Genomic DNA, 18,854 nt, shown 5'->3' with positions numbered 1-18,854 from the left:
TCCTGGTGCCGGCCGCTCCGCCCGCGCAGGGCGGAGCGGCCGGTCCCGTCCCCAGGGACGCTGTGAATCGGCCCGATTCCGCGGTTCGGGGCGAATGACCGGCTGGTAACCGGGCACGATAGGTCTCGTGCCGGAACTGGTTCGCCCCACAGTCGAGGTCCACGAATCGTGGCTCGAGGCCGTCGGCGAGCCCGGTTACGAGCCGCGCTGGGCCGACGACCTGCAGCTCGCCGACATGGTCCGGCCCGAGGGGTTCGCCGCCTACGTCCGCCGGCAGATCGACGACGAGCGCGACGACGCCCCGCGCTCGCGCGGCATGGTCCCCTCGACCCACCTCTGGTACGTCGACGGCCCACTCTTCCTCGGCCGGCTGTCGATCCGGCACCACCTGACCCCGTGGCTGCGCGACTACGGCGGCCACATCGGCTACGACGTCCGCCCGTCGGCGCGGCGCCGCGGCCACGCGACCGCGATGCTGCAGCAGGCGATGCCCTGGACGGCCAAGCTGGGCATCGACCCCGTCCTCGTCACCTGCGACGTCGACAACGTCGCGTCCCGCAAGGTCATCGAGGCCGCAGACGGCGTCTTCGAGGACGAGCGGCACGGCAAGCTGCGCTACTGGGTCCCCGCGAGCTGACCGCCGATCCCGCTCGATGTGGCCGTTCGACCACATCGCACGATGTTGTCGTTCGACGACATCTGCTAATGTTGCCGAACGACCACATCAGAGGAGGCGTGCCATGCGAGCCCGCACCGTTCGCGACCTGGGCGCCGTGGCCCGCGAGGCCCGGCGCCGCCGCGGCATGACCCAGGCCGAACTGGCCCAGGTGGTCGGCATCTCCCGCGACTGGGTGGTCCGGCTGGAGCGCGGCCACCCCCGGCTAGAGGCGCAACTCGTCCTCGACGCACTCGCGGCGGCCGGAGTCGCCGTCGAGGTCTCCGACGCTGACGGCGGGCCGACGGCCGACGACGATCCGTTCGGCCAGGTGCTCGGCGGCCTGGTGGAGGGGCCTGACCATGGCTGATCGACGACTGGCCGTCTACCTCGACGGCACACCGGTCGGCACACTGGTCCAGAACGGGAACGGCCGCCTCGGCTTCTCCTACCACGACGACTACGCGTCGCCTGCGGCGATCCCGCTGTCCCTGTCGATGCCCATCGGCCGATCCAGCCATCCACCCAAGGCGGTCGGCGCCTATCTCGCCGGCCTGCTGCCGGACAGCGAGCCCACCCTCGAGCGGTGGGGGCGCGAGTACGGCGTGTCACCGCGCAACCCCTTCGCGCTCCTCGCCCACGTCGGCATGGATGCGGCTGGCTCCGTGCAGGTGCTCCCGGAAGGCACGGCGTCTACAGACGCGGCCACTGGACAGGGCGACATCCGGTGGCTGACCGACGACGACGCTCACGCCGTCCTGGCCGGCCTCGCCGAGCATCCGGCCGACTGGAATCCCGGCCGCGACACCGGTCGCTGGAGCCTCGCGGGTGCGCAGACCAAGGTCGCACTGTTCCGTGGCCCGGACGGCCACTGGGGCATCCCGGCCGACTCCACACCCACCACTCATATCCTCAAGCCGTCGATCCCCGGGCTCCGCCACCATCACCTGAACGAGCACTTGTGCCTGCGGGCGGCTCGCCTGAGCGGGCTCCCAGCGGCCGAGACCGAGCTCATCACCAGCGGTGACCTCGAGGTCCTGGTGTCCCATCGCTACGACCGGACGCGGGCGGACGGACGCTGGGTGCGGCTGCACCAAGAGGATCTGTGCCAGGCACTGGCAGTGCACCCGAGCCGGAAGTACCAGAGCGACGGCGGGCCGGGTGTCGCAGACATCGCCAAGCTGTTCCGGAGCCTCGCAGCCGCCGATCGGCAGGCCAGCGCACGCCGGTTCTTCGACGCACTCGTCTTCAACGTGCTCATCGGTGCCACCGACGCGCACGCCAAGAACTACTCCCTGCTGCTCGGCGCGGGGTCGCGGGCACAGCTCGGCCCGCTCTACGACGTCGCCACCGTGCTGCCGTACGGCGACCGCTACGGTCACCGGTCCGCCATGAAGATCGGCGACACCTGGGAGCTGGACCTGGTGTCGCGCAAGGACTGGATCCAGGTCGCCGGGAAGCTCGGCATCGCCGCCGACGAGGCTCTCAGCAGGTTCGAGCACCTGCACGACACCGTTCCCGCGGCCTTCGATCGAGCGGCGCGCGAGTCGGCCGTGCCACCCTCGTTGCGCGAACCCGCGACATACCTCGCTGACCTGGTGTCCGGCCACGCCGAGAAGCGTCGTCTCATCTGATCAGCGGCAAGCTGCGCGACCGGGTCCCCTGACCGCTGGGCTTGGCCCAGACGGAGACATGGGCGCGGCTGTCGCCGGTGAACGGGGTGCGCTGCCAGTCGCTCCACCGATCCGACAGCGTCAGGCCGGCCAGCCGGGCCATGAGGTCCAGCTCCGACGGCCAGACGTAGCGGTGCGGCGACGAGAACGTCCGCAGCTCGCCGTCGACGGTCCAGTAGTGGTGCGAGACCGCGACCTGGGCGACATGGTCGCCGTACTCCTCGAAGCCGAGGTGGTCCGGCGTCCGGGCGAACACATGGATGGTCTCGCCCGGCGGCAACCGGCGCAGCTCGGGCACGTAGTTCTCGACCACGAACCGGCCGCCGGGCGCCAAGTGCGCGGCCGCGGTGCGGAAGCACTCGACCTGCTCGTCCTGCGTGGTCAGGTTGGTGATCGTGTTGCGCAGCAGGTAGACCAGCGCGAACGTGCGACCCGTCGTCACGCGGGCGAAGTCGCCGACCGTGACGCCGACGGCGTCCGCGCCGGGCTGCGCGCGCAGCCGCTCGACCATGGCGGGCGACAGCTCGACGCCGTGCACGTCGACGCCGCGGCGGCTCAGGGGCAGCGCGATGCGCCCGGTCCCGACGCCGAGCTCCAGCGCCGGGCCGTCGCCGGCCAGGCCGGCCAGCACGTCGACGACCGGCTCGATCGCCCCGGGCTCGAACAGCTCGGGCCACAGCCGCTCGTACCGCAGCGCCACCCAGTCGTCGAAGTGCGTCTCCGCCACGTGCGGGCTCAGACGGCGACGCGGACGCGGTCGGCGTGGGTGTAGACGTTCATGCCGCCGCCGCGGACGAAGCCCACCAGGGTGAGGCCGCACTCGTCGGCGAGGTCGACGGCGAGGCTGGACGGTGCCGAGACGGCGGCCAGGACGGGGATGCCGGCAGCGGCCGCCTTCTGGACCAGCTCGAACGACGCCCGGCCGCTGACCTGCAGCACGTGCCCCGCCAGCGGCAGCAGCCCGGCCATCAGCGCCGAGCCGATGACCTTGTCGACCGCGTTGTGGCGGCCGACGTCCTCGCGGACCGTCACCACCGTGCCGGTGGCGGTGAACAGGCCGGCCGCGTGCAGGCCACCTGTGCGGTCGAACACCCGCTGCTCGCCGCGCATGCGGTCGGGCAGCGCGGACAGGACCGCGACGTCGACACGGGTGGGGTCGTCGGTGAGCCGCCAGCGCAGCGAGGCGCGGACGTCGACCACGCGGTCGGCGCCGCAGACGCCGCAGGCGCTGGTGGTCTCGAACGCCCGGGGGCGCGGTGGCTCGACGCCGTGGGCGAGGGTCACCTCGATGGTGTTCGGCTCGTCGACGCACTCCTTCATGCCGGCGACGTCGGTGCGGTCGCCGATGGCGCCCTCGGCGTTGAGCCAGCCGGCGATGAGGTCGAAGTCGTGCCCGGGGGTGCGCATGGTCGACGTGAGGATGTGGTCGCTGACGCGGACCAGCAGCGGCTCCTCGACCGCCAGCGTGTCGGGGCGCTCGGCCGACCGGCCTGGCCGCAACCGGAGGACCGGCCGTCGCGTCGTCATCTGGCCCATGACACCACCGTAAGGTCCGGAGTCGGCCCCCGTCCCCCTCTTTCTTACCCACTTATCGCCATCCGATAAGCACCGTTCCCAATCTGACGCCGGAGACGGCAGATTGCCTGGCACCGGCGCAACGCAGCGACGAGGGAGAGGGTGCCGATGCGAGCGGTCCGCGTCCACGGATACGGCAAGGAGCCATCGATCGACGACGTGCCCGAGCCGGCGCCGAGCGAGCCGTTCGACGTGCTGGTCCGGGTCGACGCGGCCGGCGTCTGCCGCACCGACCTGCACATCGTCGAGGGCCAGTGGGCGGAGAAGAGCGGTGTCGCGCTGCCCTACACGATCGGGCACGAGAACGCCGGCACCGTCGTGGACATCGGGCCCGCCGTCACCAACGTCAGCGCGGGCGACCGCGTCATCCTGCACCCGCTGGTCACCTGCGGGCTGTGCCGCGCCTGCCGCGGCGGCGACGACGTGCACTGCGAGAGCTCGCGCTTCCCCGGCATCGACTGCGACGGCGGCATGGCCGAGCTGCTGCTCACCGGCGCCCGGTCGGTGGTGCGGCTGGACGCGAGCCTGGCGCCGCGCGACGTCGCGGCGCTGGCCGACGCGGGCCTGACGGCGTACCACGCGGTGCGCAAGGCGTGGCCGCTGCTGCACCCGGGCACGCACGCCGTCGTCGTCGGCGCGGGCGGGCTCGGCCACATCGGGCTGCAGACGCTGCTCGCCACGACGGCGGCCGAGGTCACCGTCGTCGACCTGTCGCCGGAGGCTCTGGAGCTGGCCGCCGCGCTGGGCGCGCACCACACCGTCCGATCCGGCGGCGACCACGTCGCCGAGGTGCTCGAGCTCACCGGCGGCGGCGCCCACGTCGTGTTCGACTTCGTCGGCGAGAAGGGCACGGAGGCCGCCGGCGTCGCGATGACCCGGCGGGCCGGCTCGTACTTCGTCATCGGCTACGGCGGGCACGTCGACGTCCCGACGATCGAGCTGATCTCGCGGGAGATCAACGTGATCGGCAACCTCGTCGGCTCCTACAACGACCTCGACGAACTGATGGTGCTGGCCGCCCGGGGGAAGGTCAGGCTGCACACAAAGCTCTACGCGTTCGACGACGTACTGCGAGCGCTGTCGGACCTCGACAACGGCCTGGTCCCCGGCGGCCGGGCCATCCTCGTCCCGGCGCTGTGAGGAGACAGGCATGTACAGCAAGGACGGCCACGACTACTTCGTCGTCGACAGCCACATCCACTTCTGGGACGGCACCCCGGCCAACCAGGCCAACCGGTACGGCGAGGGCTTCCTCAACTGCTTCTACGACTACCACCGCAACCTCAGCCCCGAGGACCAGGTGTGGTCGCTGGAGCACTTCCAGCGCCAGACCGAGGACCAGGTGATGCACGACCTGTTCGACGAGGGCTACGTCGACAAGGCGATCTTCCAGCCGACCTACCTCACCGACTTCTTCGTCAACGGGTTCAACACCACCGAGCAGGACGGCGCGCTGGCCGAACGGCACCCGGGCCGGTTCATCGTCAACGGCTCGTGGGACCCGCGCGACGGCGAGGCCGGACTGGCCCGGCTGGAGCAGCTGGCCGAGCGCTGGCAGCTCCAGGGCGTCAAGCTCTACACCGCCGAGTGGAAGGGCGACTCGAAGGGCTGGAAGCTGTCCGACCCGTGGTCGTACCGGTACCTCGAACGCTGCCAGCAGCTGGGCATCCGCAACATCCACGTGCACAAGGGCCCGACGATCTACCCGCTCAACCGCGACGCGTTCGACGTCGCCGACGTGGACGACGTCGCCTCGGCCTTCCCGGAGCTGCGGTTCATCGTCGAGCACTGCGGGCTGCCGCGGCTGGAGGACTTCTGCTGGATCGCCACGCAGGAGCCGAACGTGTACGGCGGGCTGGCGGTCGCGATGCCGTTCATCCACTCGCGGCCGCGGTACTTCGCCCAGGTGCTGGGCGAGCTGCTCTACTGGATCGGCGCCGACCGCATCACGTTCGCCAGCGACTACGCCATCTGGACGCCGAGGTGGCTGATCGAGCGGTTCGTCGACTTCCAGATCCCCGACGACCTGCAGTCCGAGTACGGCATGCTGACCCCGGAGATCAAGAAGAAGATCCTCGGCCTGAACGCCGCCCGGCTCTACGACATCGACGTCCCAGCCGAGCTGCGGCTGCCCGACGCCGTGGAGTCGGACGAGGCGATCGGTTCCGAACCGGCGCCGGTCGCCCCGGTCGCGCCGTGAACACCACCACCGCGTCGCGTGCTGCCAGCCCCCCGGCGGCCGCCGACGCCGCCCGGGCCGGCGGTCACATCGCCGCCGGCCCGGAGCCGGCGGTCTGGCGCGCGCTGGACACCGTCGTCGACCCGGAGCTGGACGAGCCGGTGACCGAGCTCGGCTTCGTCTCGGCGGTGAGCGTCGAGGACGGCGTCGCCCACATCAGGCTGCGGCTGCCGACGTACTTCTGCGCGCCGAACTTCGCCTACTTGATGGTCGCCGACGCCTACGAGGCCGCCCGCGCGGTGCCCGGCGTCGACGCAGTCGACGTGCGGCTGGAGGACCATTTCGCGGCGGACGAGATCAACGGCGGGGTGGCCGTCGGCGACGGGTTCGCCGCCGCGTTCGAGGGCCAGGTGGGGCCGGGCGAGACCGACCGGCGAGAGGGGGCCGGAGGTCCCTTCGAGTCGTCGGTGCAGGGAGCAGATCAGCAGAATGGTCCAGGACAGCATCGCCCAGACCCACCTTCGAATGTCATGGCCGACGGGGAGCTGCAGGAGCTGCGGGTCACCTTCTGGCGCAAGGCGCACGCCGCGGAACAGGAGCGGGTCGCGTCGCGGCTGGCGAGCGCCGGCACCGACCTCGCCGCCGCGCGGCTGGGCGACGCCGGCGACGTCACCCGGCTGCGCCGGCGGCGGTCCCGGCTGGGTCTTCCGGACGGCGACGACGCGCCGCTGCTGGTCGACGACGAGGGTGCGCCGATCCCGGCCGATGCGCTGCCGCTACGGCTGCGGCTGGCCCGCACCACCCGGATCAGCATCGAGGGGAACGCCGGGTTCTGCCGCGGTCTCCTCAGCACGCGATATGGCCGTTAGGCTGGGTGAATGGGACAGGCAATGGTGCGGTCCTCACCGGGAACCATCGCCTCGGTGGCGAAGGCGCTGCGGGTCCTCGAGGTGGTGGCCTCCGACCCGCGGGGCGTCACGGCCCGCGACATCGCCGGCGAGCTGGGGCTCGCCCTCCCGACCACCTACCACCTGCTCAGCACCCTGATCGACAGCGGTTACGTCGTCCACCTCGCCAGCGAGCACCGCTACGCGCTCGGCTACGGCGTGCGCCGGCTGGACCGCGCGCTGCACCGTCAGCTGGCCGTCGAGGATGACGTCGCGGCGGCGGTTCGGGCGCTGCACCACGAGGCCGACGCCGCCGCCTACTACGCGGTGTTCCGCGAGGCCGGCATCGTCATCGCGCACGTCGCCGACTCCCAGCGCCGCCGCCGGGTGCAGCTGCTCGACGTCGGGTTCGACGAGTCCGCGCACGCCACGGCGTTCGGCAAGGTCATGCTGGCCGGCATGGACCGCGACCAGCTGCACGGCTATCTCGACCAAGCCGGCATGGCCGGCCTGACGCGCTCCACGATCGTCCAGCCCGACCAGCTGGAACGGCATCTGTCGCACGTGCGCGAGGCCAACGTCGCGCTCGAGATCGGCGAGCTGCAGGCCGGGCTGTCGTGCATGGCGGCGCCGGTGCGCTCCCCCGGCGGCGAGGTCATCGGCTCGGTCGCGGTCTCGCTGCCGTCGCCGGAGTTCCAGGCCCGGCGCTGGGACATCGAGCGGGCCATCCGCACCGGCGCCGGCCGGGTCACGAGGGCGCTGCGGGCTGCCCACCGGCGGGCGCCGAGCGCTACCGTCGGTTCATGACCACACCGGCGCCCAACGACGACCACGACGAGGCCGGACTCCGGGTCGGCCCGCCGGCCAAGAGCGCGGCCGGGCTCCCCGGCGTCGTGCACGGGCTGGCCTCGGTGCTCGAGCAGGCCGGCGTCCGCCGCGGCGTGAAGACGCTGCGGCTGGTCAACCAGCAGCGCGGCTTCGACTGCCCCGGGTGTGCCTGGCCCGAGCCGGGCAAGCCGCACCTGGTGGAGTTCTGCGAGAACGGCGCGAAGGCGGTCGCCGAGGAGAGCACGGTCCGCCGGGTCGACGCCGCGTTCTTCGCCGCGCACCCCATCGCCGAGCTGGCCAGGCACTCCGACCACTGGCTGGGCCAGCAGGGCCGGCTGACCCAGCCGATGCTGCGCGACGCCGGCGACGCCCACTACCGGCCGATCGGCTGGGACGCCGCGTTCGGCATCGTCGCCGACGCGCTCACCGGCCTCGACAGCCCCGACGACGCCGTCTTCTACACGTCCGGGCGCACCAGCAACGAGGCCGCGTTCCTCTACCAGCTGTTCGCCCGCACGCTCGGCACGAACAACCTGCCCGACTGCTCCAACATGTGTCACGAGTCGTCCGGCGCGGCGCTGTCCGAGACGATCGGCGTCGGCAAGGGCAGCGTCTCGCTCACCGACATCACCGACCACGCCGACCTCATCGTCATCGTCGGGCAGAACCCGGGCACCAACCACCCGCGCATGCTCACGTCGCTCGAGGAGGCCAAGCGGCGCGGCGCCCGCATCGTCGCGATCAACCCGCTGCCCGAGGCCGGCCTGCACACGTTCAAGAACCCGCAGAAGGTGCGCGGCGTCGTCGGCCGCGGCACGCTGCTGTCCGACCTGTTCCTGCAGGTCCGGCTCGGTGGCGACCTCGCGTTCTTCCAGGCGGTCAACCGCCTGCTGGTCGACGCCGGCGCCGTCGACCACGCGTTCGTCGACGAGTACACGACCGGCTACGACGACGCCGCCGTGGCCTGGCAGAAGCTGGACTGGGACGACGTCGCGGCGGCGACCGGCCTGCCGAAACAGGGCCTGGAGGCGTTCGTCGCCGAGGTGCAGCGAGCCGAGAGCGTCATCGTCTGCTGGGCGATGGGCCTGACGCAGCACAAGAAGGCCGTCCCGACCATCCGCGAGATCGTCAACTTCCTGCTGCTGCGCGGCAACATCGGCCGCCCGGGCGCCGGCGCGTGCCCCGTCCGCGGGCACAGCAACGTGCAGGGCGACCGCACGATGGGCATCTGGGAGAAGCCGCCGGCCACGTTCCTCGACGCGCTCGAGACCGAGTTCGGCATCACCGCGCCGCGGCGGCCCGGCCACGACACCGTCGACTCCATCCGGGCGATGCGCGACGGCCGGGTCGAGGTGTTCATGGCCATGGGCGGCAACTTCGCCGCGGCCACGCCCGACAGCGAGCTGACGGCGGCCGCGCTGCAGTCGGTGCCGCTGACGGTGCACGTGTCGACCAAGCTGAACCGGTCGCACACGCTGCCCGGACGGCGCTCGCTCATCCTGCCGTGCCTGGGCCGGACCGAGCGCGACGTCCAGGCCGGCGGCGAGCAGTTCGTCACCGTCGAGGACTCGATGAGCGCGGTGCACGCGTCGCGCGGCACGCTGAAGCCCGCGTCTGACCAGCTGCGCAGCGAGGTGGCGATCGTCACCGGGCTGGCCCGGCGGGTGTTCGGCGACTCCGGCCCGGTCCCGTGGGTGTCATTCGCGGCCGACTACGCGACGGTGCGGTCGCGGATCGCCCGCGTGATCCCGGGGTTCGACGACTACGAGGCGCGCGTCGCCGTCCCCGGCGGATTCGTGCTGCCGCACCCGCCGCGCGACTCCCGGTCCTTCCCGACGGCCAGCGGCAAGGCACAGTTCAGCGTCAACGAGCTGGAGGTGCTGCGGGTGCCGCCGGGCCGGCTGATCCTGCAGACGGTCCGCTCGCACGACCAGTTCAACACCACCATCTACGGCCTCGACGACCGCTACCGCGGCATCCGCGACGGCCGCCGGGTGGTGTTCGTGAACCCGGCCGACCTCGCCGAGCTCGGTATCGCCGACGGCGCCATGGTCGACCTCGTCAGCGAGTGGACCGACGGCGACCGCCGCGCGGCGTCGTTCCGGGTGGTGTCCTACCCGACGGCGCCGGGCTGCGCGGCCGCGTACTTCCCGGAGACCAACGTGCTGGTACCGCTGGACCACACCGCCGAGGTCAGCAACACGCCGGCGTCGAAGTCGGTGGTCATCCGGCTGGAGCCGGCGTCGGCCTGATCTTCCGCGGAGCGTCGGCCAGCCGCCGCAGCGCGTCGTGGTCGCCGGTCACCGTCAGCCGGCCGGCGGCGACGGCGTCGGCCAGCGGCTCCTCGCCGTCGAGCACCGCCTGCCAGGCCGCCTTCGTCGTCCGGACGACGACGTCGGGCGCGGCGGCCGCGGTGCCGCGGGCCAGCTCGGTCAGCCGGCCGTCCTCGACCCGCAGCCGGTAGACGTCGCGGTCCAGCGTGATCTCGTAGCTCGCCGTCCACGGCTCGCGCGGCCCGCCGTCGCCGTCGAAGAAGGTGCGCAGGCCGAGCATGACGGAGTCGGCGCTGACCTCGCCGGTCAGCGGTAGCACCGGCGACCGGACGCCCCAGCGGGCCAGCGCCTGGAACACCGGCTCCAGCCCGGCGCCCCACTCCGTCAGCTCGTACGCTCGGCCGGCGGCCGGCGGCTGCAGCTCGCGGCGGCGCAGCACGCCGTACTCCTCCAGCTCCTTGAGCCGCTTCGACAGCACCGCCGGCGTGATGCCGGGCAGCGCCTGCTGCAGATCGGTGTAGCGACGCGGGCCGAGCCGCAGCTCACGAACGACGAGCAGGGCCCAGCGCTCGCCGACGATGTCGAGCGAGAGGGCGATGGGACAGCCCTCGCCGTAAGTCCGGGTCACTTGCGCCTCCTCTGAAACTATGGAAAGAATAGTACTCGCTATCTTTTCCATAGTTCAAGGGAGCGGACGATGACCGAGCGGATGATCCCGGCCGGCGACGCACAGGTGTGCGCCGAGGCCTTCGGCTCGCCGGACCACCCGGCGATCCTGCTGATCGGCGGCGCGGCCGCGTCCATGGACTACTGGGAGGGAGAGTTCTGCGCGCGGCTGGCCGACGCCGGCCGGTTCGTCATCCGGTACGACTTCCGCGACACCGGCCGGTCGACGGCGTATCCGGCCGGCGCGCCGGGCTACACGGGTGACGACCTGGTGAGCGACGCACTGGCCGTGCTGGACGGGTACGGCGTGGCGTCCGCGCACCTCTACGCCATCTCGATGGGCGCCGGCATCGCCCAGCAGATCGCCGTCGACCACCCCGGGCGGGTGCTGTCGCTGACCCTGCAGTCGACCAGCCCCACCGGCCCGGGCGGGCCGGGCCGCGACGACCTGCCGCCCATGTCGCCCCAGCTCGCCGCGATGTTCGCGTCGGAGGAGCCCGGCCCGGACTGGTCCGACCGCGGCGCTTCTATCGAGGCGCTGCTCGAAGGTCTGCGGCTGTTCGACGGCGACCTCCCGCCCGACCTCGCGGGGGAACGCGACGTCGCCACCCGCATGTACGACCGCACCACCGACGTCGCCGCCAGCCAGACCAACCACTGGATCCTCGAGGGCGGCGGGCTCGAGCGCCACCAGCTGGCCGACATCACCGCGCCGACGCTGGTCCTGCACGGCACCGCCGACCCGCTGCTGCCGTTCCCGCACGGCGAGGCGCTGGCCCGCGAGATCCCCGGTGCGCGGCTGGTCCCGCTGACCGGCATGGGTCACCAGTACCCGCCGCGGGCCGTCTGGGACACCGTCATCGCCGAGGTCGTCGCCCACACCAATCGCGGGTGAGGTTCGCCGCTGGCCTGCCGAGTTGGCCGTCCCCGGCGTCGAGTTGATCATGGAGAAGGTCGGCTTCCGAGCGCTACCAGGGCCGACCTTCTCCATGATCAACTCGGGTCAGGGACGCCAATGTCACACCGAAACCACGCCAGGCGTCATCGAGGTGTGCCCAGACTCGACCCGCGCGTCCCCGGCCTGAGAACGGGCAGCTGTCAGGGGACCCCCGGGGGGTGTGGCGACGGTCCTCACTCGTGTGGGGAGTACCTCACTCGTGTGAGGACCGGATGGTGGCCGGATTTGGTGCTGGGTGTGGCCTTGTGGCGGGTGAGGTGTCTCGGTGACGGGTGAGGACGCACGCTCGTGCTGGTGAAACGGGCGGGGAGCAGGGGGACGGCCAACGTGGCAACCCCCGGCCAACTCGGCGAACGCGTCTATGCAGGCCCCGGGCCGGCGGCGAAGCCGGAGCCGCCCTCAGCGACCGCGACGACGTCGAACGGCTCCTGCAGGACCGGCGCCGAGCCGATCAGCTTCGAGCCGGGCGACTCCGCGGCGACCTCGGCGAACGACGCGGCGAAGGCGTCACGGGCGGCGGCGGTCTCGAAGACGTAGGTGCCCTCGAACCACTCGCCCGGCCGTGTACGCCAGGTCTTGAACCGCAGCCCGTCCATGCCGGTGAACCGGGCCAGCGAGGTGTCGTGGACGTACTCGCGCAGCGCCGCGTCGACGCCGTCGGGCGCCTCGGCCAGCGACCAGCGCACACTCAGTCCGTACATGGGTCCTCCCGGAGGTGTCAGGCGACCGGCGCGCCGGCCTCGAGCCAGTACAGCAGCGCCCGCACGCCGAACCCCGTCCCGCCCTTGGTCAGCTCGAGCTTGTCGGACTCGGCGCGGGCCGGGCCGGCGATGTCGAGGTGCGCCCACGGCAGGTCGCCGACGAAGCGTTGCAGGAACAGCGCCGCGATGATCGACCCGCCGCCGAGGTGTTCGGTGTCGATGTGCGAGACGTCGGCGATCGAGGACTCCAGCCCGAACCGGTAGTCCTCGACCAGCGGCAGCCGCCACAGCCGCTCCCCCGCGGCCTCGCCGGCCGAGCGCAGCGCGGCGGCCAGCTCGTCCGACGGCGAGTACAGCGCGCCGAGGCCGCGGCCGAGCGCCGTCGTGGCGGCGCCGGTGAGGGTGGCGACGTCGACGATGACCGTCGGCTCCAGCTCGGCGACGGCATAGCCGATGCCGTCGGCCAGCACCAGGCGGCCCTCGGCGTCGGTGTTGCGCACCTCCACCGTGGTGCCGTCGTACTGGCGGATGACGTCGCTGGGCCGCTGCGCTCCCGCGCCGGGCATGTTCTCGGCGGCGGCGACCAGTCCGGTGACGCGGACGGCGACGCCCAGCTCGCGGACGGCCGAGAGCACACCCATGACGACGGCGCCGCCGGTCATGTCCGTCTTCATCGGGACCATGCCCTCACGCGGCTTCAGCGACAGGCCGCCGGAGTCGTAGGTGATGCCCTTGCCGACGAGCACGACGTGCGGCGTGCCGCGGCCGGCCTTCGGCGGCTCGTACCGCAGCGCGATGAGCCGCGGCGGCCGCTCGGACCCCTGGCCGACCGCCAGGATGCCGCCGAAGCCCTCGTCGGCCAGCGCCTTCTCGTCGCGCACCCTGACGTCGAGGCGGTGCTCGGCGCCGATGCGGCGGGCCTGCTCTGCCAGCCACTCCGGGTCCTTGACGTTCGACGGGGTCTGCGCGAGGTCGCGGGCGGTCCAGCTCCCCCCGGCGACCGCGACAGCCGCGGCGACGACGTCCGCGCGGGCGCCGTCGCCGGCCAGCACCAGCGTGCCGAGCGGCCGCTTCGCCGCCGGGGCGGGCTTGTCGCGGAAGCCGCCGAGCGCGTACGTGGCCAGGACGGCGCCCTCGACGAAGGCGCGGGTGGTGGCGTCGTCGGCGGTCGCGGTGACGGCGGAGGCCAGCCGGTCGGTGCCGCGCGCGGCGCGGGCCAGCGCAGCGCCGGCCTTCCGGTACGCCGCCGCCGACCCGTCGCCCAGGCCCACCAGCAGCACCCGGACGACGTCGACCTCGCCGTCGACGCTGCCGGCGCCGCGGCCTTCGGCGTACACCGGGACGGACACGACCTCGCCGGCCTTGCCGGAGCCGCGGTCGCGTTCGAGCGCGGCGAACAGGTCGAGCCCGAGCGCGTCGGCCACCTCGGCGCCGCCGGGACCGATCCACGGCGAGCCGTCGCCGTCGCCGCCGTCCGGGCCAGGTGCGTCGTCGGGCCACACGGCCAGCGCCAGCACGCCGGCCTCGGCGTCCAGCAGCGGCCGGGCGTCGACCATGACCTCGGTGGGGCGAACAGTGCTCTCAGCCGACACGCCTACTCCTCGTCCTGTCTCCCGGTCCTCGGGGCAGAGTAATGCCCCCGCCCAGCGCCACAGGCGCCGGACGAGGGCACCTATTCAATGCTCACGGTAACGACACGTCAGCCGACGACATCCTTCAACGCATCACCAAGCGCGCCGGCCTCGTCAGCAGTGAGCTCGACGACCAGACGACCGCCACCCTCGATCGGGACACGCATGACAATGCCGCGACCCTCCTTGGTGACCTCGAGCGGCCCATCGCCAGTCCGCGGCTTCATCGCCGCCATCCGCGCACCCCTTCCTTCTTCAGGCGCACACCCAAACCCCCTGATGGCCAGGGAGCACCAGCCGTGTGCGTCACGATGGAGGTCATTATCCCGCATGTTGGTCGTCGCGGGGAGACCGCGGTCGGTATGTCCTCACCTGGCGATCCAGGATCGGCCGACGTGGCTGTCGGTGCGGGCTGGCAGGATGGTGAGCTGTGAACGCCAGATCCGCCCTGTTCGACCTCTATGGCGATCACGTGCGCTCGCGCGGCGGCGAGGCCCGGGTCGCCGCACTGGTGCGGCTGCTCGCCCCGCTCGGCATCGCCGCGCCGGCGGTGCGCACGGCCGTGTCGCGCATGGTCAAACAGGGCTGGCTGCGCCCGGTGCGCATCGACGGCTCGCCCGGCTACGAGCTGACCGAGCGGGCCGACCACCGCCTCGAGGACGCCGCCGCACGCATCTACCGCACCAACGGCCGTGGCGACTGGGACGGCCGCTGGCACGTCGTCGTGCCCGAACGGTCCGCGCAACGCGCCGCCCGCGAGCGGCTGCGCAACGGGCTGGCCTACCTCGGCTACGCGCCGGTCGGCGACGGCACCTGGATCGCCGCCCGCCCGTCGCCCGAGCTGGCGTCGCTGCTCGACGCCGAGGAGCTGCGGGCCGAGCGGTTCAGCGCCCGCCACCAGGGCGACGACGCCGAGCTGGTGCGCCGCGCGTGGGACCTCGACGCCGTCGGCCGGTCCTACCTGCGCTGGCTGGCCGACGCCCGCGGGCTGCTCGAGTCGCTGCCCGCCCGGCCCAGCGACGAGCAGGCGTTCGCCGCCCGCAGCCGGCTCGTGCACGAGTGGCGCAAGTTCCTGTTCACCGACCCCGGCCTGCCGCGCGAGCTGCTGCCCGCCGTCTGGCCGGGCGACGACGCAGCCGCGTTCTTCGACCAGCACGCCGCGCGGTTGCAGCCCGCCGCCGGCCGGTTCGTCGACGCGTGCCTCTCCGCCGGATCCCCCAAGGAAGGTGACCAGTGAGCCCCGTGCGCTACGAGGTCGACGACGGCGTCGGCGTCATCACGCTCGACCGGCCCGAGGCCATGAACAGCCTCGACACCGTCACGAAGGTCGCGCTCCGCGACGTCGTGCTGGCCGCCGCCTCCGACGACGCCGTCCGCGCCGTCATCCTCACCGGCGCCGGCCGCGCGTTCTGCGTCGGGCAGGACCTCAAGGAGCACGCGCAGGCGCTCCAGTCCGGCGACTCCGGCCTCGACGCCACCGTGCGCGAGCACTACAACCCGACCGTCAAGGCGCTGCTCACCATGCCCAAGCCGGTGCTCGCCGCCGTCAACGGCGTCGCGGCCGGCGCGGGCGCGTCGTACGCGTTCGCCTGCGACCTTCGCATCGTCGCCGACTCCGCGGGCTTCAACCTCGCGTTCGCGGCCATCGGGCTGTCGTCCGACACCGGGTCGTCGTGGACGCTGCCCCGGCTGGTGGGCTGGGCGAAGGCGCGCGAGCTGCTGTTCCTGCCGCGCACCGTGCCGGCCGGCGAGGCCCTGACGCTGGGGCTGGCGACGGAGGTCGTCGCCGCCGCCGAGGTGCTGCCGCGGGCGATGGAGCTGGCCCGCGGGTTCGCCGCCGGCCCCACGCTGGCCTACGCGGCGCTGCGGCGAGCGCTGGAGTTCTCGGCCACGCACGGCCTCGACGAGTCGCTCGACCACGAGGCCGACATGATGCGCTGGACCGGCGAGTCCGACGACCACCGCGCCGCCGTCGAGGCGTTCCTGGCCAAGCGGCCGGCGGTGTTCCGTGGCAAGTGACCTCGTCGAGGGTCCCGACGGCAAGGCGCGCTGCCCCTGGGGCCTGAGCACGCCCGACTACCTCGCCTACCACGACGACGAGTGGGGCCGCCCGGTCCGCGGCGACGCCGCCCTCTACGAGCGGCTCACGCTGGAGGCGTTCCAGTCCGGGCTGTCGTGGCTGACGATCCTGCGCAAGCGCGACGGCTTCCGCGCGGCGTTCGCCGACTTCGACGCCACCGCCGTGGCCGCCTTCGGCGCCGACGACGAGGCTCGCCTCATGCAGGACACCGGCATCGTCCGCAACCGCGCCAAGGTGGCCGCGGCCATCGCCAACGCCCGCGCCCTGGTCGCGCTCCAGGACACCGACGGCGACGGCGGGCTGGACCGGCTCATCTGGTCGTTCGCCCCCGATCCCGACGGCCGCCCCGTGCCCACGTCCCTGGCCGACGTCCCCGCGGTCACCCCCGAGTCCACGGCGCTGGCGAAGGCCCTGAAGAAGAACGGCTTCGTCTTCGTCGGCCCGACCACGGCGTACGCCGCCATGCAGGCGTGCGGTCTGGTCAATGACCACCTCGCCGGCTGCGTCGCCCGCTGACCCCCGGGTCAGGCGCGTTCGACGAAGCGGGCGAAGCGGCGCAGGGCCACGCCGAGACCGAACCGCACCAGGGGCCGCACGATCAGCCAGCCCACCCGCCCGGCCGCGCCGAACGGCAGGTCCAGCCGCTCCTCCCAGGTCACCGCACACGCGTCCGGGCCGAGCGGGCGCACGGCGAAGATGCCCGGCCCGCGCACCAGCCGGCCGGTGTGCAGCACCTCGCACCGGTGCGGCGGGTCCCAGGAGGTCACGACCATCGTGTCCAGGAACCCGGCCCGCCCGAGACCGGTCCAGGCCTCCAGCCGCGCACCCACCTCGCGGCCGTCGCCGGCGCCCAGCACGCGGACCCGGGTCAGCGGCATCCACGCGCCCTGCCCGGCCCAGTCGGTGAGGACGTGCCAGGCGACGTCGGCGGGGACGGCGACCCGGCGGGACACCGCGAGGTCGGCGGTCATCGCGGGCGCCGCCGGTCGTGCCCTGCTCCACCCTTCACCGCGCACCGCCCAGCTCGCGCAGGCTCAGCCACCGTCGGCGACGTCGCCGGGGTGGGCGGGACGGCGGCGCGGGAGCGGCTCGGCCTCGGCGGCGGGCCGCATCGGGGCCGCGCCACCCAGGCCGGGGACCCGCGACTCCAGCTCGCCCAGCCGGTGGTCGCGCCAGGCCAGTTCGCGCTGCAGCCGGTCGAGCACGGTGTCGACCTGGTCCATGCGGTAGCCGCGTTGGACCACGGAGAAGCGCAGCTCGGCGACGTCGTCGGAGCCGACGGCGCCGTCGGGTAGCAGGTGGGCCGTGCCGCCGGTCACCTCGACCTGCAGCACGTCGCCGCGGCCGAGCACCAGCAGGACCGCGCCGAACAGCACGGCCGCGGCCACGATCACGAAGACGACGAACACGCCTCAAGGGTGCCACGTCCGGCGTTCCGCCTCCGCGCCACACCTGGCGACACGGCGTGCGAGGCTTACTGGCGACCTGTCGCGACCCGATCCGAGGAGTCCTGTGGGTGACCTGCGCCTGGGCCGGTTGACGTTCCCGGCCGGACGGTTCGCCGTCATGGCGATCGTCAACCGCACCCCCGACTCGTTCTACGACCAGGGTGCGACGTTCGCGTTCGACCGCGCGTGGCGGCGGGTGGAGCAGGTGGTGGCCGAGGGCGCGGACATCGTCGACGTCGGCGGGGTGAAGGCCGGCGCGGGCGAGCCGGTCAGCGAGGACGAGGAGATCGACCGCGTCGCGGGTCTGGTCGGCGCGATCCGCGAGACCTACCCGCAGGTCGTCGTCAGCGTCGACACCTACCGGGCCCGGACAGCGGACGCGCTGTGCGAGGCGGGCGCGGACCTCGTGAACGACACCTGGGCCGGCGCCGACCCCGACGTCGCCACCGTCGCCGCGCGGCACGGCGCCGGGCTGGTCTGCAGCCACACCGGCGGCCTGCGCCCACGCAGCCTGCCGCACCGGGTCCGGTACGACGACGTCGTCGCGGACGTGGTCGCGCACACCGTCGCGCAGGCGGAGCGGGCCGCGGCGCTGGGCGTCCCGCGCGAGAGCATCCTCATCGACCCGACGCACGACTTCGGCAAGAACACCTTCCACTCCCTGGAGCTGACCCGCCGGCTGGACGCGCTGGTGGCGACCGGCTGGCCGGTGCTGGTCAGCCTGTCGCGCAAGGACTTCGTCGGCGAGACGCTGGACCTGCCGGTCGACGAGCGGCTGGCCGGCACGCTCGCGGCCACCGCCGTCTCGGCCTGGCACGGCGCCCGGGTGTTCCGCGCCCACGACGTCGCCGCGACCCGGCAGGTGCTCGACATGGTCGCGTCGATCCGCGGCGACCGGCCGCCGTCGGCCCCGCTGCGCGGCCTCACCTGAGGCCTGAGGGCACCTCAGGGCACCGAACCGGCCCCTCAGGCCCCCTCAGACGGCCCTCAGGCACCGAGTAAGGCCCCATTCACCTGGGAAGATGCGGCAGACGCCGCATGCGGCGACCACCCCTTACGGACCAGACTCGTCAGTGTCAGCAAGAGGAAGCACCAACGAGAGGTCCGGTCATGAACGACACGTATGTCGCCCAGCTCGTCCACGAGGAGCGCGCGGGTCGGCTGCGGGCCGAGGCCGACGCAGATCGCCTCGCCCGTACCGCCCGCCGCGGCACCAAGCGCCCGGCCCGCCGGTCGACGTGGGTGGTCCGCCACCTGCCCGGCCGCCACGCGGTCTGACCACAGCATCCCACCACTCCGG

General features: G+C 73.1%; 22 protein-coding genes. 14 read left to right on the top strand and 8 right to left on the bottom strand.

Annotated features, from left to right (window positions below; all coding sequences use genetic code 11):
• Positions 1–127: 127 nt before the first annotated feature.
• The 3 genes from BLV05_RS12655 to BLV05_RS12645 all read left to right on the top strand — a co-directional run bounded on the left by BLV05_RS12655 (position 128) and on the right by BLV05_RS12645 (position 2,289).
• A complete protein-coding gene (locus BLV05_RS12655) occupies positions 128–637 on the top strand; it encodes a GNAT family N-acetyltransferase (protein ID WP_046769072.1) in 510 nt (169 codons plus the stop codon).
• Positions 638–740: 103 nt separating this feature from the next.
• A complete protein-coding gene (locus tag BLV05_RS12650) occupies positions 741–1,025 on the top strand; it encodes a helix-turn-helix transcriptional regulator (protein ID WP_046769073.1) in 285 nt (94 codons plus the stop codon).
• On the top strand, positions 1,018–2,289 hold the full coding sequence (locus tag BLV05_RS12645) for a type II toxin-antitoxin system HipA family toxin (RefSeq protein ID WP_046769074.1): 1,272 nt from the start codon (positions 1,018–1,020) through the stop codon (positions 2,287–2,289). Before BLV05_RS12650 ends, BLV05_RS12645 begins: the two co-directional genes overlap by 8 nt.
• Here BLV05_RS12645 and BLV05_RS12640 read toward each other — a convergent pair.
• Positions 2,282–3,055 carry a class I SAM-dependent DNA methyltransferase gene (locus BLV05_RS12640; RefSeq protein WP_046769075.1) on the bottom strand — a complete coding sequence of 258 codons (774 nt, stop codon included), beginning with the start codon at positions 3,053–3,055 and terminating at the stop codon, positions 2,282–2,284. The two genes, BLV05_RS12645 and BLV05_RS12640, sit on opposite strands and share 8 nt — an antisense overlap.
• 8 nt (positions 3,056–3,063) lie before the next feature.
• The gene (gene fdhD, locus BLV05_RS12635) at positions 3,064–3,864 is read right to left on the bottom strand and encodes a formate dehydrogenase accessory sulfurtransferase FdhD (protein WP_172860634.1); all 801 of its coding nucleotides are present in this window, start codon (positions 3,862–3,864) and stop codon (positions 3,064–3,066) included.
• 147 nt (positions 3,865–4,011) lie between these two features.
• Here fdhD and BLV05_RS12630 point away from each other — a divergent pair, with 147 nt between their 5' ends.
• The 5 genes from BLV05_RS12630 to BLV05_RS12610 all read left to right on the top strand — a co-directional run bounded on the left by BLV05_RS12630 (position 4,012) and on the right by BLV05_RS12610 (position 10,049).
• Positions 4,012–5,043 (top strand): NAD(P)-dependent alcohol dehydrogenase, encoded by a 1,032-nt coding sequence (locus tag BLV05_RS12630; protein WP_046769076.1) that lies wholly within the window; start codon positions 4,012–4,014, stop codon positions 5,041–5,043.
• Between the two features lie 10 nt (positions 5,044–5,053).
• Positions 5,054–6,103, top strand: coding sequence for an amidohydrolase family protein (locus BLV05_RS12625; protein WP_046769077.1), 1,050 nt, complete (start codon positions 5,054–5,056; stop codon positions 6,101–6,103).
• 68 nt (positions 6,104–6,171) lie between these two features.
• Positions 6,172–6,951 (top strand): iron-sulfur cluster assembly protein, encoded by a 780-nt coding sequence (locus BLV05_RS12620; protein WP_046769165.1) that lies wholly within the window; start codon positions 6,172–6,174, stop codon positions 6,949–6,951.
• 9 nt (positions 6,952–6,960) lie between these two features.
• Positions 6,961–7,776 (top strand): IclR family transcriptional regulator, encoded by an 816-nt coding sequence (locus BLV05_RS12615; protein WP_052762510.1) that lies wholly within the window; start codon positions 6,961–6,963, stop codon positions 7,774–7,776.
• Positions 7,773–10,049 carry an FdhF/YdeP family oxidoreductase gene (locus BLV05_RS12610; protein ID WP_046769079.1) on the top strand — a complete coding sequence of 759 codons (2,277 nt, stop codon included), beginning with the start codon at positions 7,773–7,775 and terminating at the stop codon, positions 10,047–10,049. The genes BLV05_RS12615 and BLV05_RS12610 overlap by 4 nt, the downstream gene beginning before the upstream one ends.
• On the opposite strand, the gene BLV05_RS12605 is transcribed toward BLV05_RS12610, so the two are convergent.
• The gene (locus tag BLV05_RS12605; RefSeq protein ID WP_197683627.1) at positions 10,021–10,698 is read right to left on the bottom strand and encodes a winged helix-turn-helix transcriptional regulator; all 678 of its coding nucleotides are present in this window, start codon (positions 10,696–10,698) and stop codon (positions 10,021–10,023) included. The genes BLV05_RS12610 and BLV05_RS12605 overlap by 29 nt on opposite strands.
• 69 nt (positions 10,699–10,767) lie before the next feature.
• Here BLV05_RS12605 and BLV05_RS12600 point away from each other — a divergent pair, with 69 nt between their 5' ends.
• Positions 10,768–11,631: an alpha/beta fold hydrolase gene (locus tag BLV05_RS12600; protein ID WP_046769081.1), complete on the top strand. Its 864-nt coding sequence runs from the start codon at positions 10,768–10,770 to the stop codon at positions 11,629–11,631.
• Between the two features lie 422 nt (positions 11,632–12,053).
• On the opposite strand, the gene BLV05_RS12595 is transcribed toward BLV05_RS12600, so the two are convergent.
• The 3 genes from BLV05_RS12595 to BLV05_RS12585 form a co-directional block, all read right to left on the bottom strand.
• A complete protein-coding gene (locus BLV05_RS12595) occupies positions 12,054–12,395 on the bottom strand; it encodes a hypothetical protein (RefSeq protein ID WP_046769082.1) in 342 nt (113 codons plus the stop codon).
• Positions 12,396–12,412: 17 nt separating this feature from the next.
• Positions 12,413–13,987 carry a leucyl aminopeptidase family protein gene (locus BLV05_RS12590; RefSeq protein ID WP_046769083.1) on the bottom strand — a complete coding sequence of 525 codons (1,575 nt, stop codon included), beginning with the start codon at positions 13,985–13,987 and terminating at the stop codon, positions 12,413–12,415.
• A 107-nt stretch (positions 13,988–14,094) separates the two neighbouring features.
• Positions 14,095–14,262, bottom strand: coding sequence for a DUF3117 domain-containing protein (locus BLV05_RS12585; RefSeq protein ID WP_069114398.1), 168 nt, complete (start codon positions 14,260–14,262; stop codon positions 14,095–14,097).
• Positions 14,263–14,456: 194 nt separating this feature from the next.
• Between BLV05_RS12585 and BLV05_RS12580 the strand changes: the two genes are divergently transcribed.
• Genes BLV05_RS12580 through BLV05_RS12570 form a run of 3 tightly spaced genes read left to right on the top strand, consistent with a single transcriptional unit; the run spans position 14,457 to position 16,622 of the window.
• Positions 14,457–15,263 (top strand): PaaX family transcriptional regulator, encoded by an 807-nt coding sequence (locus BLV05_RS12580; RefSeq protein ID WP_046769084.1) that lies wholly within the window; start codon positions 14,457–14,459, stop codon positions 15,261–15,263.
• Complete coding sequence (locus BLV05_RS12575) at positions 15,260–16,045, top strand: enoyl-CoA hydratase-related protein (protein ID WP_046769085.1); 786 nt, start codon at positions 15,260–15,262, stop codon at positions 16,043–16,045. The genes BLV05_RS12580 and BLV05_RS12575 overlap by 4 nt, the downstream gene beginning before the upstream one ends.
• Positions 16,035–16,622, top strand: a complete 588-nt coding sequence (locus tag BLV05_RS12570) for a DNA-3-methyladenine glycosylase I (protein ID WP_046769086.1) — start codon at positions 16,035–16,037, stop codon at positions 16,620–16,622. The genes BLV05_RS12575 and BLV05_RS12570 overlap by 11 nt, the downstream gene beginning before the upstream one ends.
• An 8-nt stretch (positions 16,623–16,630) precedes the next feature.
• Here BLV05_RS12570 and BLV05_RS12565 read toward each other — a convergent pair whose 3' ends face one another.
• Together BLV05_RS12565 and BLV05_RS12560 are read right to left on the bottom strand one after the other, a co-directional pair.
• The gene (locus BLV05_RS12565; RefSeq protein WP_046769087.1) at positions 16,631–17,077 is read right to left on the bottom strand and encodes an SRPBCC family protein; all 447 of its coding nucleotides are present in this window, start codon (positions 17,075–17,077) and stop codon (positions 16,631–16,633) included.
• A 63-nt stretch (positions 17,078–17,140) separates the two neighbouring features.
• Complete coding sequence (locus BLV05_RS12560; RefSeq protein ID WP_046769088.1) at positions 17,141–17,515, bottom strand: DivIVA domain-containing protein; 375 nt, start codon at positions 17,513–17,515, stop codon at positions 17,141–17,143.
• Between the two features lie 157 nt (positions 17,516–17,672).
• Between BLV05_RS12560 and folP the strand changes: the two genes are divergently transcribed.
• Together folP and BLV05_RS35755 are read left to right on the top strand one after the other, a co-directional pair.
• Positions 17,673–18,485 carry a dihydropteroate synthase gene (gene folP / locus BLV05_RS12555; protein ID WP_046769166.1) on the top strand — a complete coding sequence of 271 codons (813 nt, stop codon included), beginning with the start codon at positions 17,673–17,675 and terminating at the stop codon, positions 18,483–18,485.
• 179 nt (positions 18,486–18,664) lie between these two features.
• Positions 18,665–18,832: a hypothetical protein gene (locus tag BLV05_RS35755; protein ID WP_157524245.1), complete on the top strand. Its 168-nt coding sequence runs from the start codon at positions 18,665–18,667 to the stop codon at positions 18,830–18,832.
• Positions 18,833–18,854: the final 22 nt, after the last annotated feature.

The organism is Jiangella alkaliphila, from assembly GCF_900105925.1.
GTDB lineage: Bacteria > Actinomycetota > Actinomycetes > Jiangellales > Jiangellaceae > Jiangella > Jiangella alkaliphila.
Note: the sequence above shows the minus strand (reverse complement) of the source record. Positions and strands in the feature narration are given on the sequence as shown.